The sequence below is a fragment of the Brevibacillus brevis genome, assembly GCF_031583145.1.
Lineage (GTDB): Bacteria > Bacillota > Bacilli > Brevibacillales > Brevibacillaceae > Brevibacillus > Brevibacillus brevis_E.
Genome location: NZ_CP134050.1, coordinates 1,276,931 through 1,289,152 on the forward strand (window position 1 = coordinate 1,276,931; position 12,222 = coordinate 1,289,152).

A 12,222-nucleotide genomic window follows, 5' to 3' on the forward strand; every position below is an offset into this window, starting at 1 on the left:
GCGGATTCCTTTTCGTTCGAGGTCCTGCCACTAGCAGAGAGACTTGGCAAAACGTTTGCAAAACTGTTGCAAAAGCCCAGGGACTACGCCGTTGATCTTTGCAGGATCCATGGTACAATGAAGCCAACTTGGGCTAGAAAATCTTACCTGAACCAAAAAGGATCCAATCCAGCTGTGGGAAAGGATCTTTTTTTCACGTACAGGACAGGAAATAACGGGGGAACTGGGGATAGATAGATGAGACAAGAAGCTGTAATGGAACTCTCACCGCAGGAATGGGAAGAGCTTTTGCAGGAAAAGGACGAAAAACTGAAGGCGGCACTCCAGGAGCTGGCAGACGTCAGACGAGCCCTGGACAAATCGTCGATCGTGGCCATCACGGATCATCGGGGGATCATCCTGAGCGCGAACGACCAGTTTTGCCGCATTTCCAAATACAGCCGCAGCGAGCTGATTGGCCAGGATCATCGGCTACTGAATTCGGGCCATCATCCCAAAGCCTTTTTCAAACAGATGTGGGCGACGATCGGCTCGGGGCAAATATGGCGGGGAGAGATCCGCAACCGCGCCAAGGACGGGTCGATGTACTGGGTCGATACGACGATCGTGCCGTTTGTCGACCAGCAGGGGAAAATCACCCGGTACGTCTCGATCCGCAGCGACATCACCGACCGCAAAAACATGGAAGAGGAGCTGCAGCGAAGCCAGGAGAAGTACCGGATCATCGCGGAGAATACGTCGGACATCATCTCGATGGTCGATGAACGGGGAGACTTTTTGTATTTATCCCCTTCGCACAGGATGCTGTGGGAGCACGAGGTCCCAAACGGGCAGATTCAAAACCTGTTCGGCTGGCTGGAGGAAGACGATAGAGAGATCATGGATTACGCGATCCGCTACGTGTACTCGACGGGCAAAGGATACATGGCGGAGTGCCGGATCCGGACGGAGAGAGGGACGCCGATCTGGACGGAAACGAAGCTCAATCCAATCCTGGACGAAGCGGGCAACGTAAGCGCGGTGCTGCTCGTGACACGCGACATCACGGACCGCAAGCTCTCCGAAGAAACGATCCACCACCTGGCGTATCACGACGCTTTGACGGATCTGCCCAACCGCCGCATGTACATCCAGCATGTGACCAAGGAAATCATGCAGGCCAAGCGATTCCAGTCCAACATGGCGGTCCTGTTTCTCGATATGGACCGTTTCAAGGATATCAACGATTCCTTCGGTCACGACGTGGGAGATTTGCTGCTGATCGAGACGGCGAGGCGCCTCCAGGCCTGTGTGGAGCAGGGAGATATTGTCGCGCGTCTCGGCGGGGACGAATTCACGATCCTTTTGCGCCAGATCAAGGAGCAGCCGCAAGCGGAGATGGTCGCGCAGCGGATCATGGCCGAGCTGCAGAAACCGTTTGACCTGAACGGGCACCTCATGAGCATCTCGTGCAGCATCGGGATCGCGCTGTTTCCGCAGGATGGAGACCAGGCCGAAGATTTGCTCAAGCGAGCAGACACCGCGCTCTATTCCGTCAAATCGCAGGGACGAAACGGGTACGCGTTTTTTGACCCGACGATGGAAGCCAAGTCGCTGGAACGCATCTTGATGGAAAATGAATTGCGCAAAGCGATCGAACAGGAGCAGTTCCATATTTATTACCAGCCAAAGATGGACATCGCCACGCAGCAGCTGACCGGCATGGAAGCGCTGGTTCGCTGGATCCATCCGGAGCTGGGCGTCATCTCGCCCGGCAGGTTTATTCCCGTTGCGGAAGAGACAGGGCTGATCGTCGAGCTGGGTGAATGGATTTTGCGGGAAGCGTGCAAGCAAAACAAAAAATGGCAGGACGAAGGGCATCAGCTGAAGGTATCGGTGAATCTTTCGGCGCGCCAGATTTTCCAAAAAGACTTGGTGGAGATGGTCACCCGGATCCTCGGGGAAACCGGACTGGCGCCGGCGTGGCTGGAGCTGGAGATCACGGAGAGCATTTTTGTCAAAATGGAAGAAGCAACGGTCGTTTTGAAACAGCTCCGCGACGCCGGAATCCAGATCTCGATCGACGACTTCGGAACGGGGTACAGCTCCTTCAGCTACATCAAGAGCCTCCCGGTCGATACGATCAAAATCGACGCATCGTTTATTCGGGATATTCATCACAACCAGGAAAGCCAGGCGATTGTCAAGGCGATCGTGACGATTGCGGACAGCCTGCAAATGAACGTCATCGCAGAAGGAATCGAGCTGGACGACCAGGCGGAAGCACTCCAGCAAAACGGCTGCGTTCACGGCCAAGGCTACCTGTTCAGCAAACCGCTCGCGACAGCCGACTTCGAGCACTTTTTGCTCAATCGTTGATGCTGAGCGAAGCATATCCGAATTGACGTAGCTGCACAGAAACATAGCGCAGGCCAGAACATGAGAATGATGTTCTGGCCTGCTTTCATGAGCTTATGGTCTCGGACCGCCGGGAAAGCTCTGGATCCGGCAGTTGTGGAAGGCTGTAATTTTCCATTCGCCCCCCTGTTTGACGACGACATTCGTATTGATCGATCCTCTGTCGCCCGGGTCCTGGGAGGCATCTGCCAGCTTTGCTTCCCCGGTGGCATGGACGATGGCGACGTCCGGCGTCACGAAGCGTGGCTGCAGCTCTCCTGCGGCGCTGGATTCCAGACGGGATCCCCGCAGCGGGCCGTCAAACAGCTTCTGATGCACTTCGGCGATTTGCTTTCGGCCCATCAGCCGGTGGCCCATGAAGGTCACGTAATCGGCGTCTTCGGTGAAGCACTCGCCGAATGCCGCGCCGTCCCCTTTGTTCCAGGCTTCGGACATGGCGGCAAACAAGGTATGGATGGCATCAATGTCATTTTGCAGGTGTTTCATTCTTCATCGATCCTTTCGCTTTGGTTTAAGTTGGTGTGTTCCTTCAGGTCTGTGATATACTTGGAGCATACATCTTAGTCAATTTGATTTCTTCATTAGCTAAATATCTTAGTTCATTAAGATATTATTATCATACACAGGAGGATTCCCCATGTCAATAGAAAATCACCAAAAAACGGAAAACGAATGGACGCCGTTGCAGCGGGATCTGCTCTTGGAGGTGCGCAAAAACAGCTCACGGGCCGTCATGTTTCACCAAGCGATCTCGGATAGGCTGGGTCTGAATGCGACGGATCACAAATGCCTGGACTACTTGCTGAGCAGCGGACCGGTCACCGCCGGACGCTTGGCCGAGCTGACCGGGCTTACCACAGGAGCGGTCACCAATGTCATCGATCGGCTGGAGAAGGCAGGGTACATCGTTCGTGACAAGGATCCGAACGACAGGAGAAGGGTCGTCGTGAAGCCGGTGCCGGAGAAGGTCAGCGCGATATCCCCTTTGTTTCAGTCCATCCTGGAAAAAACGATTCGGATCATCGATTCCTATACCGAACAGGAGCAGACCGCCATTCTCGATTTTCTCAGGCGGTGCAATGACATGACGTTGGAAGAGATGAACCGTTGGAAGTAGCTGTCACGGCGAGCCGGCAGGGTTCGGCCCATGACGGTTCAAAGAGGGGCGAGAAGCGGCGGAATCGGCCGTTTTTCTCACCTCTGGCCAAGCCAAATTCATGAACGGGACTGGAATCCCGCTTGAGGACGGCTAACCGCTCTTGTCATTTTCGGAAGCGCGGGAGTAGACTGGATAGGCTCAAGGCTTCGCCTGCGTGGCGAGGCCTGTTTTCGTTCGATGTGGGATCGGTTTTCCGACGTACAATCGAAGAGTTAGAGGGAATGGAGGTTCCACATGGGGAAATCGTCAGGAAAAACGATGCTTGCCATCACTTGTTTAGTTTTGATTTGGGGATTGTCGTGGTCGATTTACAAATAGCCCTGGCGTACACGCCTCCCCTTTTGTTTGCCGGGATGCGTTCGCTGTTTGGCGGCCTTTTGCTCGCTGCGTTTTTGCTGCCGAAATGGAAGAAGATAAAATGGCGGGACAACTGGGTCAGGTACTGCGTGTCCGCTACTTTAAATGCCGCGCTCTTCTACGGCTTGCAAACGGTGGGGCTGGTCTATTTGCCAGGAGGCTTGTTCTCTGTGCTCGTCTACTTCCAGCCGGTCCTGATCGGCCTTTTCGCCTGGCTGTGGCTCGGAGAAAAAATGTCACTGACGAAAATCATCGGACTGTTGATTGGTTTCTGCGGTATTTTGGCTGTCAGTGCGGACGGCATTACCGGACAGGTATCGATCGTCGGGGTGGTTTTGGCGATCCTGACTGCGATCAGCTGGGCGCTCGGCGTCATTTACGTCAAAAGGGAGAGCGGCAAGGTGGATTCCCTGTGGCTGGTTGCGCTGCAATTTATCATTGGAGGAGCGCTTTTGACCGGTGCGGGTTCGATGGTCGAGAGCTGGTCGGACATCGTCTGGAACGGCGGCTATTTGTTCAGCTTGGGATTCGGAGCGACGTTGGGCGTACCGATTGCCTTTGTGATCTACTTCCATTTGATGAACGGGGGAGAGGCCAGCAAAATCGCTTCCTTCACCTTCCTGGTCCCATTGATTGCGGTTGGGACGGGGACGCTGTTCTTGCACGAGCCGTTCACGTTTTCGCTCGTGGCGGGCCTCGTGCTGATCGTCCTTAGCATTTGTCTGGTAAACTATCGCGGGAAGAAGCGCGGGATCCAGGTCGGGGACCGCGCCTCATACGACGCCTGATTGCAGCGGCGGAAGGAGGGGCCCGGAGCGGGAAATGCTCCGGGCCTTGTTGACTTCCGGAATGGCAAAACACTACAATTGGTAGTGTGAGGTGACTGCAATGAAACTGCAACACTTTAAAATGAAAGAGAGCGGCTTGAACCGCTTTTTTGGCCCGCTCGAAGCCAGGATCATGGAAGTCTTGTGGGACGGCCGGGAGCAGGAGCATGAACTGAGCATCAAAGATGTGCAGCAAAAGCTCGAAACGGACAAGCAGGTCAATTTCAACACGGTCATGACGGTGATGAACCGCCTTGTGGAAAAAGGCTTCTTGCAAAAAAGGACGGAAGGGCGCACGTCGCTGTTCCAGCCGGTCCAGACCCGCCACGACTTCATCAACAACCAATCGAGGGAATTGACGCACGAGCTCATGGAGGAGTTCGGTCCGCTGGCTGTCAGCCATATGCTCGACGAACTGGATGAGGCCGACCCGGAGCTGTTGGAAAAACTGGAAGAAAAAATCAATCTCTTGAAAAAAGGAAAATAAGCCATGTGGGAAAATCGATCGCGAATGCTCTTTTTGTCCGGGGTGGCGCTTTCCGCACTTGTCTTGATCCAGATGGGCATGTACCTGTTTTATACGGTGATGGGATGGGATCTGCACTTCAACGTATTGCAGCTGTGCAAAACGACGATTCACTCGCTCGGCTTTTCCTGGGCTGGCTATCTGCTTGACGCGCTTGTACTGTACACTTTCGGCTGGACGGTTTGGATGACGGTCCGGCAGATCCGGCTGTGCCGCCGCTTTGAGGAAGCGCTTTTGCTGAATCTGGACGAGCGGCAGACCGCACGCATCAACGGCGTCTATCGCGCAGGCAAGGCGAACGTGTACGTGGTGAACTGCCGAGAGCCGCTGGCGTTTACCGTCGGTCTGCGACGCAGCAGGATCGTGCTGTCGACGGGGCTGCTCAGCCTGCTGGACGAGCGGGAGCTGGCCGCTGTCATTCATCACGAGGCGTATCATGAGAAGCACGCCGATCCCTTGAAGGTGTTTTTTCTGTCCCTCCTGGCGAATGTCTTTTGGTATTTGCCTGTGTTGAAACATATTCATTCTCATTACAAAGTAGTGCGCGAGCTCCTTGCTGACCGCCATGCGATGGAGCAGACGGGCGGGATGGCCGATTTGGGCGGGGCGCTCCTGAAGCTGCTCAGGAAGCGGCAGCCGGCGTCTGTCCTGCAGGCCGCGCACGTCTCGTTTGCCGATACGGCGATCAACTACCGGATCCAGCGATTACTGGACCCCAAGCTGGACCTTCCTTTGCAGCTGCCGACGACGTCCGTTTTCCTGTCCGTATGCGTCATCTTCTTGTTAAGCCAGCTGTTCTGGGCCTCCATGGCCTGACTTTTTTAAGAACGCAAACTGCGCGGCGTCGTTTGCACGATCAGGCCATCGCCACGGAAGAACAAAAACAGCCGAATGCATGGAGTCGGCTGTTTTTGTTTGTCTCGTAGTTGCCCCTCGGTTACTTGTTTATCCCCGGTAGATTCCATGCTCATAGATATACTGCAGGCAAACGTCGGGCAACAGAAAGCTCGGGTCGCCGCCCTTCCGTATTTCATCCCGGATGTACGTCGAGCTGATGCCCATGTTGATCCCCTTGCTCATGATCAAAAAATGCTCGTCGTTGTTGCGCAAAAGCGGATCGTCGGCAATCAGGTCCGCTGACGGATACCCTTCCCGCGACATGACGATGAACTGAAATTCGGACACGAGCTTCTCGGCGCTGCCCCAGTTGGACATCCCGATCAGCAGGTCGGAGCCCATGATAAAGAACAGCTCGTCATTGGGATACTTTTTTCGTAAATGAACCATGGTATCGTAGGTGTAGGTCTCTCCCGGCAATGCCTCCATCTCGACGGTGGAAATTTCGAAGAGTGGATCGCCGAAGCGGTTTTTCTTGTGGGTGCAGGTGTCGAGCGCCATCTGCAGCATGCGCAGACGGTGGACGTCTTCCGTCTGCATCTTTTTGTCGTGCCGCAGGGAGGAGCAAGGGACGAAGATGACTTTGTCCAGCCGTTTCCGCCGTGCTACTGTCGCCGCCGTAAACAGATGGCTGTACGTGATCGGGTCAAAGCTGCTGCCGTATATGCCAATGCGCATCCTGTTCATTCCTTTCTTATCCCGGCTCTTACAAGGCTAGCTCTCCGGATGTCGTGACCGTGATGCCGTACGCTTGCTGCAGCTGTGCCAGAGCCTCCTCTGTGCTTTCCTCAAAGCCGGGGATCGGGCTCATGCAGTCCGCGAGCACGGTGATCCGGGAGGTCATCTCGGGGTCGCCTTCATAGTGCGCAAGGATCTGGCGAAGCGATTCCAGTACGCAGTGCGATTTGGCCTCCCCTGCGACAATGATCCGGTCGTAGTTGGCGAGCTCCCGCAGCAGCTCCGTGTCGGCTGCGTCGTCCGTGCCGATCTCCGGTTTGACGATGCCGTACATCTCGCTGAGCGGATCTTTTCCTTTGACGATCCGCAGCGGGGTGGATTTTCGGGCGATGGCGTGGAAGTAGACCATATTCGCAAACTGGCTCTCCAGGGCTGCGCCGAACGTGCCTTCCAGACAGTGATACGGCCAGATACACAGCGCTTTTTTGCTCCATTCGCCCAGCTTCCGGACGTAGGCGAGGCTTTCCTCAGGGTGGTGGACCGCACGCCATGTTCCGCTCTGTACGTCCTCGAGAGTGATGATCGTAAAGGGAGCGGGGTGGTTGCCCGCTTCGTCGACCCACCAGATCGGATGAAAGATTTGCTCGGGCTGGTGCGTGTCGAGCGAGACGGCGACCCGGGTGATCCTGTCCAGATGGTCGTACAGAAAGCGAGCAGCCCGCAGGACGTCGCCGTGTGAGCCTGGGACCGCGAGCTCGCCCTTCTCCATGAAGTCGTTCTGCATATCGATCGCAAGGAAAAGAATCTTTTCGGAATCGTCGGACGAGGGGGGCACCTCTTCTCCTCTGGCCTTGTTCAGCAGCTCGTTCAGTCCGGCAGCAGGCGGCAAGCCGATACGATCTGTTTCAACTATTTCGTGAAACGGCGTTTTCATCGCAGCGTCTCTCCTTTTCCAGAAACTTCTTACCTCCATTAAAGCCAAAAAAGGGGCAAGATACAACCGGGTACGAACGGACCAAATGTGGGAAACGGGGAGGTCTTCGGTTCTTATTTATTTTATGGATCAATTATTTTTCGCAAAAAATATTCGGAGGGCTCAAGGCCGCACCCCATGTACGATTTTCGGATCGACGCAAAAGTTGTCGGTTGACAACGGGGAAAAACCTTTCTATAATCTGAGACATTCAAGAAACGAGCAATTCCCATACGGAAGAAACGCCGTGAAAAGGAAAGTAGAAAAGGGATTTGACGTCCAGAGAGTCGCCTGATTGCTGGGAGGGCGGCCGCAAACTCTTTTTGAAAGCCACCTTGGAGCCCTGCTTTTGAAAGCGAGTAGAAAGCAGCGCGTAGCCTGCGTTAACGGGCGCATGTCAGCAGTGGCTGACTGCACGAGTTTTCCTTTTGCGAAAAAGGAAAAAAAGCTGAGTGGTACCGCGATACCTTCGCCTCAGCAATCAAGTCCATGAAAACCTGGACGAGATTGCTGGGGCTTTTTGCTTTTCCAATACAGAAGTGAGAAATGGAGTGGTGGGTCATGGATTCGAAAAAGCAACGGGAGCTGTTGCATTTGCTGGAAGAGGATAGCCGCATGTCAGCCGAGCAGATCGGAAAAATGCTGGCGGAGCCGACAGAGGTCATCGAGCGAGCCATCGCCACTCTGGAAGCGGAAAAAGTGATTGTCAAATATCCCGCGCTGATCAACTGGGAGCGGGTGGAGGATCATCCGTATGTGAATGCGATGATCGACGTGAAAGTGACGCCCAAGCGCGATGTCGGGTTTGACGAGGTAGCCGAGCGCATCTGCCGTTTTCCGGAAGTCAAAGCGGTGTACCTGATGTCCGGCGCGAGCTACGACTTGTCCGTGGTGCTGGAAGGGAAGACGATGCGCGAGGTCGCAACGTTCGTGTCGCAAAAGCTGGCGACGCTCGACTCTGTCGTCTCCACGGCTACCCACTTTATCTTGAAGCGTTACAAACACGATGGAATCGAATTGGAAGATCGCGATGAAGATCGCAGAATGGTGGTAACTCCATGAGCATGCAACTATCTGTAAAAAGCCGTTTGTCGTCAACTGTCGCTTCTTTGAAGCCATCGGGAATTCGCCGTTTCTTCGACCTGGCCGCCTCGATGGAAGGGGTGATTTCGCTGGGGGTCGGGGAGCCGGACTTCGTCACTCCTTGGCGCATGCGGGAAGCCTCCATCTCTTCACTGGAGCGCGGTCACACCGCCTATACGTCCAACGCGGGCCTTCTGGAGCTGCGGGTGGAAATCCAGAAGTATCTGGAGGAGCGCTTCTCGGTCAGCTATCACCCGGAGAGCGAGATTCTGGTCACGGTAGGGGCGAGTGAAGCGATCGATATTGCGCTGCGCGCGATCCTCGATCCGGGCGATGAAGTGCTCGTCGTCGAGCCGTGCTACGTATCATATGAGCCCGTCATTCGCCTGGCCGGGGGAGTACCGGTGTTCCTCAAGACCTCGATGGAAAACCAGTTCAAGCTGACGCCGCAGGAGCTGGAAGCAGGCATTACACCGAAGACCAAGGCGATCATCTTCTGCTACCCGAACAATCCGACCGGGGGCACGATGACTGCGGAGGAATGGAAGACATTGCTGCCGATCATCGAGAAGCACGACCTTTTGGTCATATCCGACGAGATTTACGCGGAGCTGACGTACGGCCGCATGCACGACAGTATCGCCGCTCTGCCCGGCATGAAAGAGCGGACGATCCTCATCTCCGGTTTTTCCAAAGCGTTTGCGATGACAGGCTGGCGCCTCGGCTACGTCTGCGCAATGCCTGACCTGCTTGCCGGCATGCTGAAAATCCACCAGTACACGATGCTGTGCGCTCCCACGATGGCGCAGATGGCCGCGCTGGAGGCGCTGCGCCACGGCCGCGCGGACATGGAGCGGATGATCGAGAGCTATCGCCAGCGCCGCAACTTCGTGGTCGACGGCTTCCGTCAGATCGGCCTCAGCTGTCACGAACCGGATGGCGCCTTTTACGCATTCCCGTCCATCGCATCGACGGGAATGAGCTCTGCCGAGTTTGCGGAAAAATTGTTGATGGAAGAAAAAGTCGCGGTCGTCCCTGGCGATGTGTTCGGGGAAAGCGGACACGGGCACATCCGCTGTTCGTACGCGACATCCATGGAACAGCTGAAAAAAGCGTTGGACCGGATGGAGCGCTTCATGGGGAAATGGTCGGAAGCCACACGGTAATCGTGAAATAAAAAGGAAGTTCCCGAAAGAAGGTCGGTTTTCTTTCGGGAACTTTTTTGTACAGGCAATAACAGCGGGCAAAGAGGGCATCCGCCGTTCACTACTGGAGGGTATTGGGATGCGGGTTTTGGTGCCCATGCTTGATTTCGGAAAAAATGTTGTTCGGTGCTGTCGGCTCCGTCAGGAATCCAGGCATCCGATTTTCCAGCAAATCCAGCAAGCGTTGAATGTCTTCCTTGGTAGCGGGCTGCTTCTCCAGCTTCAGCTGGTAGCCCAAGTTTCCGCTGACCTCTATGGTGGCCCATTGGACGTCCGAAATGCTGGAAATGCCGGCCTGTCGCAGCCTCATCTCGAGTTTGTCCGCCGTGAGCCTCAGTTTCTTCATATTCTCCTGGATCAGCTGGCCGTTTTCGATGACTAGCACAGCCTTCCCTGTCACCAACGTTTCAAAGCCGTTCGATTTGATTTCGAAGTATTCCATGGCCATCATGACGATCACCAACACGGCCCCCAGCACAAAGGTAGGCCAGTAGCCATGGCCGGTGATAGGCTGGATGATCAAAGTCCCAAGGCCGATCATGACCACTACCTGGGCCATGGTCATTTGGGAGATCGATTTGCGGCCGGCGATTCTCAGCAGCAGCGTGCCGATGACGCCGACCGCTTGCCAGATTAGCGTCCAGCTCATGCGAGTCCCTCCAAAGTCAAAGATGCTAGGTATCGGGGAACCAGGCGGGGAGGGAGTTAGCCGGATGGCGTATTCGATGGCGCGTCAACCTGATTGTTTTCCTCCAGAAATTCCCTGTGGCGAAATCCCCACGTGCACATATCGCCAAGGACAGGGCTGAGCGTCTTGCCGTGCTCAGACAGTTCGTACTCGACTTTGGGCGGGATCACTTGGTACGCCCGGCGTACGATGAGGCCGTCCTGCTCCAGCTCCCGCAATTGATTGGCAAGCATGCCCTGGGTAATGTTCGGCAGCATCCGCCTAAGCTCGCCGAAACGCTTGGTGCCTTCGTGCAGCAGGATGAACAAAATGAGCGGCTTCCACTTTCCGCCGATCGCCTGAAGAGTGGCAAGAATCCCCTGGTTCCGTGCGGGATTTCGAAGGTCTTCGAGCATCTTCCCAACTCCCTTTCTGCGCTGACTGTTTCCCTTACTGTACCAGAGGTTGTTGAATTTCGACAGTACTGTATTTTTACGTACATGGTACGTTTTTTCGTACGTAGTACGAAAAAAGAGCGTACTTCTCAGGATCCGCTCTCTTCTGAATAATAGGGAGGGAGACATGAACCGAAGCAAAAAACGTGAAAGGGTGTAGAAATTATGAAGATCCTGGTTCTCATTGCGCATCCCCGCTTCAAGGAGTCGAAGGCCAATCGTGCATTGGCGCAGGAGCTGGAGAAATACGAAGACATCGATATCCTTGACCTGTACGAGGAGTATCCCGATTGGCAAATCGACGTGCAACAGGAGCAGCGCCGGCTCCTTGCGTACGATCGAGTGGTGTTTCAGTTTCCATTTTACTGGTACAGCTGCCCGCCTCTCCTGAAACTGTGGTTCGACGAGGTGCTGACCTTCGGCTGGGCGTTCGGTCCGGGAGGCGTCCATTTGCAGGGGAAGGAATTTCTCATCGCCACGACGGCGGGCGGCACTGTGAATGCGTACCGTTCCGGCGGAGACAACCGCTACACGGTGAGCGAATTGCTGAGGCCGATTGAACAGACGATCACGAAATGCAACGGGACCTACCTGCCGGCCTATGTCCTCTATGACGCCAATCGCGGGACAGACGAAATCTTCGCCGCAGAAGCGGAAAAGTATGTGGACCACATCCGTTCGGCCTTGCCCGTACTCGCTCATTGAGCAGGTAAAACAGGTCCCGCAAGCAGATAAAATGCCTATGGGAAATGCCCTTTTGCAAGGAAAAAAATATGAGTGACCTATCTTTACAAGTATCACGGCGGGGAGTAATATTTGTTTCGTGAAAAATAACATCGAGAACCTAGCGCTGAGCTCCTGAAGAGGGGGCGGGGGAACCAACAGCGGCAGCAGGACGGGCCGCATGGGGTGAATCTCGAATAGCCGAGTAGGGTGACTCTTACACCCGAATCCGTCAGCTAACTCCGCAAGCGTATCAAGAGAGGCACATTCCCTTG

General features: G+C 55.0%; 12 protein-coding genes, 1 pseudogene, 1 riboswitch and 1 other annotated feature. Of the genes and pseudogenes, 8 read left to right on the forward strand and 5 right to left on the reverse strand.

The features are described from left to right. Positions 1-237 precede the first annotated feature (237 nt). Positions 238-2,358 carry a putative bifunctional diguanylate cyclase/phosphodiesterase gene (locus RGB73_RS06530; RefSeq protein WP_310770222.1) on the forward strand — a complete coding sequence of 707 codons (2,121 nt, stop codon included), beginning with the start codon at positions 238-240 and terminating at the stop codon, positions 2,356-2,358. 93 nt (positions 2,359-2,451) lie between these two features. Here the strand turns inward: RGB73_RS06530 and RGB73_RS06535 are convergent, their stop codons facing one another. Beyond that, positions 2,452-2,883 carry an SgcJ/EcaC family oxidoreductase gene (locus tag RGB73_RS06535; protein WP_310770224.1) on the reverse strand — a complete coding sequence of 144 codons (432 nt, stop codon included), beginning with the start codon at positions 2,881-2,883 and terminating at the stop codon, positions 2,452-2,454. A gap of 151 nt (positions 2,884-3,034) precedes the next feature. Here RGB73_RS06535 and RGB73_RS06540 point away from each other — a divergent pair, with 151 nt between their 5' ends. The 4 genes and pseudogenes from RGB73_RS06540 to RGB73_RS06555 all read left to right on the forward strand — a co-directional run bounded on the left by RGB73_RS06540 (position 3,035) and on the right by RGB73_RS06555 (position 6,082). Further along, positions 3,035-3,514, forward strand: a complete 480-nt coding sequence (locus tag RGB73_RS06540; RefSeq protein ID WP_310770226.1) for a MarR family winged helix-turn-helix transcriptional regulator — start codon at positions 3,035-3,037, stop codon at positions 3,512-3,514. A 276-nt stretch (positions 3,515-3,790) separates the two neighbouring features. Beyond that, a pseudogene (locus tag RGB73_RS06545) lies at positions 3,791-4,701 on the forward strand (DMT family transporter). Positions 4,702-4,801: 100 nt separating this feature from the next. Continuing rightward, on the forward strand, positions 4,802-5,227 hold the full coding sequence (locus RGB73_RS30730; protein ID WP_310770228.1) for a BlaI/MecI/CopY family transcriptional regulator: 426 nt from the start codon (positions 4,802-4,804) through the stop codon (positions 5,225-5,227). A 3-nt stretch (positions 5,228-5,230) separates the two neighbouring features. Beyond that, positions 5,231-6,082 (forward strand): M56 family metallopeptidase, encoded by an 852-nt coding sequence (locus tag RGB73_RS06555; RefSeq protein WP_310770229.1) that lies wholly within the window; start codon positions 5,231-5,233, stop codon positions 6,080-6,082. A gap of 129 nt (positions 6,083-6,211) precedes the next feature. Here the strand turns inward: RGB73_RS06555 and nadD are convergent, their stop codons facing one another. Together nadD and RGB73_RS06565 are read right to left on the reverse strand one after the other, a co-directional pair. Further along, entirely contained in the window at positions 6,212-6,841 is a 630-nt protein-coding gene (gene nadD, locus RGB73_RS06560; RefSeq protein ID WP_310770231.1) for a nicotinate (nicotinamide) nucleotide adenylyltransferase, read from the reverse strand. 28 nt (positions 6,842-6,869) lie between these two features. Next, on the reverse strand, positions 6,870-7,775 hold the full coding sequence (locus RGB73_RS06565; RefSeq protein WP_310770233.1) for a cysteine hydrolase family protein: 906 nt from the start codon (positions 7,773-7,775) through the stop codon (positions 6,870-6,872). Between the two features lie 277 nt (positions 7,776-8,052). Continuing rightward, positions 8,053-8,294, forward strand: a binding site (T-box leader). Positions 8,295-8,375: 81 nt separating this feature from the next. On the opposite strand from RGB73_RS06565, the gene RGB73_RS06570 reads away from it, so the two are divergent. Both RGB73_RS06570 and RGB73_RS06575 read left to right on the forward strand, forming a co-directional pair. Continuing rightward, entirely contained in the window at positions 8,376-8,876 is a 501-nt protein-coding gene (locus RGB73_RS06570; RefSeq protein WP_055747346.1) for an Lrp/AsnC family transcriptional regulator, read from the forward strand. Beyond that, positions 8,873-10,063, forward strand: coding sequence for an aminotransferase (locus RGB73_RS06575; RefSeq protein WP_310770236.1), 1,191 nt, complete (start codon positions 8,873-8,875; stop codon positions 10,061-10,063). Before RGB73_RS06570 ends, RGB73_RS06575 begins: the two co-directional genes overlap by 4 nt. A gap of 100 nt (positions 10,064-10,163) precedes the next feature. Here RGB73_RS06575 and RGB73_RS06580 read toward each other — a convergent pair whose 3' ends face one another. Both RGB73_RS06580 and RGB73_RS06585 read right to left on the reverse strand, forming a co-directional pair. Then, positions 10,164-10,751, reverse strand: a complete 588-nt coding sequence (locus RGB73_RS06580) for a DUF421 domain-containing protein (protein WP_310770238.1) — start codon at positions 10,749-10,751, stop codon at positions 10,164-10,166. Between the two features lie 56 nt (positions 10,752-10,807). Continuing rightward, positions 10,808-11,185 carry a winged helix-turn-helix transcriptional regulator gene (locus tag RGB73_RS06585; RefSeq protein ID WP_310770240.1) on the reverse strand — a complete coding sequence of 126 codons (378 nt, stop codon included), beginning with the start codon at positions 11,183-11,185 and terminating at the stop codon, positions 10,808-10,810. 204 nt (positions 11,186-11,389) lie between these two features. Between RGB73_RS06585 and RGB73_RS06590 the strand changes: the two genes are divergently transcribed. Further along, positions 11,390-11,929, forward strand: coding sequence for an NAD(P)H-dependent oxidoreductase (locus tag RGB73_RS06590; RefSeq protein ID WP_310770242.1), 540 nt, complete (start codon positions 11,390-11,392; stop codon positions 11,927-11,929). Between the two features lie 133 nt (positions 11,930-12,062). Then, a riboswitch (cyclic di-AMP (ydaO/yuaA leader) is annotated at positions 12,063-12,214 on the forward strand. The last annotated feature ends 8 nt before the right edge of the window (positions 12,215-12,222 follow it).

Coding starts and splice junctions, on each gene's coding strand:
- RGB73_RS06530 (WP_310770222.1), top strand. CDS start 238: ATGAGACAAGAAGCTGTAATGGAACTCTCACCGCAGGAATGGGAAGAG.
- RGB73_RS06585 (WP_310770240.1), bottom strand. CDS start 11,185: ATGCTCGAAGACCTTCGAAATCCCGCACGGAACCAGGGGATTCTTGCC.
- RGB73_RS06590 (WP_310770242.1), top strand. CDS start 11,390: ATGAAGATCCTGGTTCTCATTGCGCATCCCCGCTTCAAGGAGTCGAAG.
- RGB73_RS06570 (WP_055747346.1), top strand. CDS start 8,376: ATGGATTCGAAAAAGCAACGGGAGCTGTTGCATTTGCTGGAAGAGGAT.
- RGB73_RS06580 (WP_310770238.1), bottom strand. CDS start 10,751: ATGAGCTGGACGCTAATCTGGCAAGCGGTCGGCGTCATCGGCACGCTG.
- RGB73_RS06540 (WP_310770226.1), top strand. CDS start 3,035: ATGTCAATAGAAAATCACCAAAAAACGGAAAACGAATGGACGCCGTTG.
- RGB73_RS06555 (WP_310770229.1), top strand. CDS start 5,231: ATGTGGGAAAATCGATCGCGAATGCTCTTTTTGTCCGGGGTGGCGCTT.
- nadD (WP_310770231.1), bottom strand. CDS start 6,841: ATGCGCATTGGCATATACGGCAGCAGCTTTGACCCGATCACGTACAGC.
- RGB73_RS06565 (WP_310770233.1), bottom strand. CDS start 7,775: ATGAAAACGCCGTTTCACGAAATAGTTGAAACAGATCGTATCGGCTTG.
- RGB73_RS06535 (WP_310770224.1), bottom strand. CDS start 2,883: ATGAAACACCTGCAAAATGACATTGATGCCATCCATACCTTGTTTGCC.
- RGB73_RS30730 (WP_310770228.1), top strand. CDS start 4,802: ATGAAACTGCAACACTTTAAAATGAAAGAGAGCGGCTTGAACCGCTTT.
- RGB73_RS06575 (WP_310770236.1), top strand. CDS start 8,873: ATGAGCATGCAACTATCTGTAAAAAGCCGTTTGTCGTCAACTGTCGCT.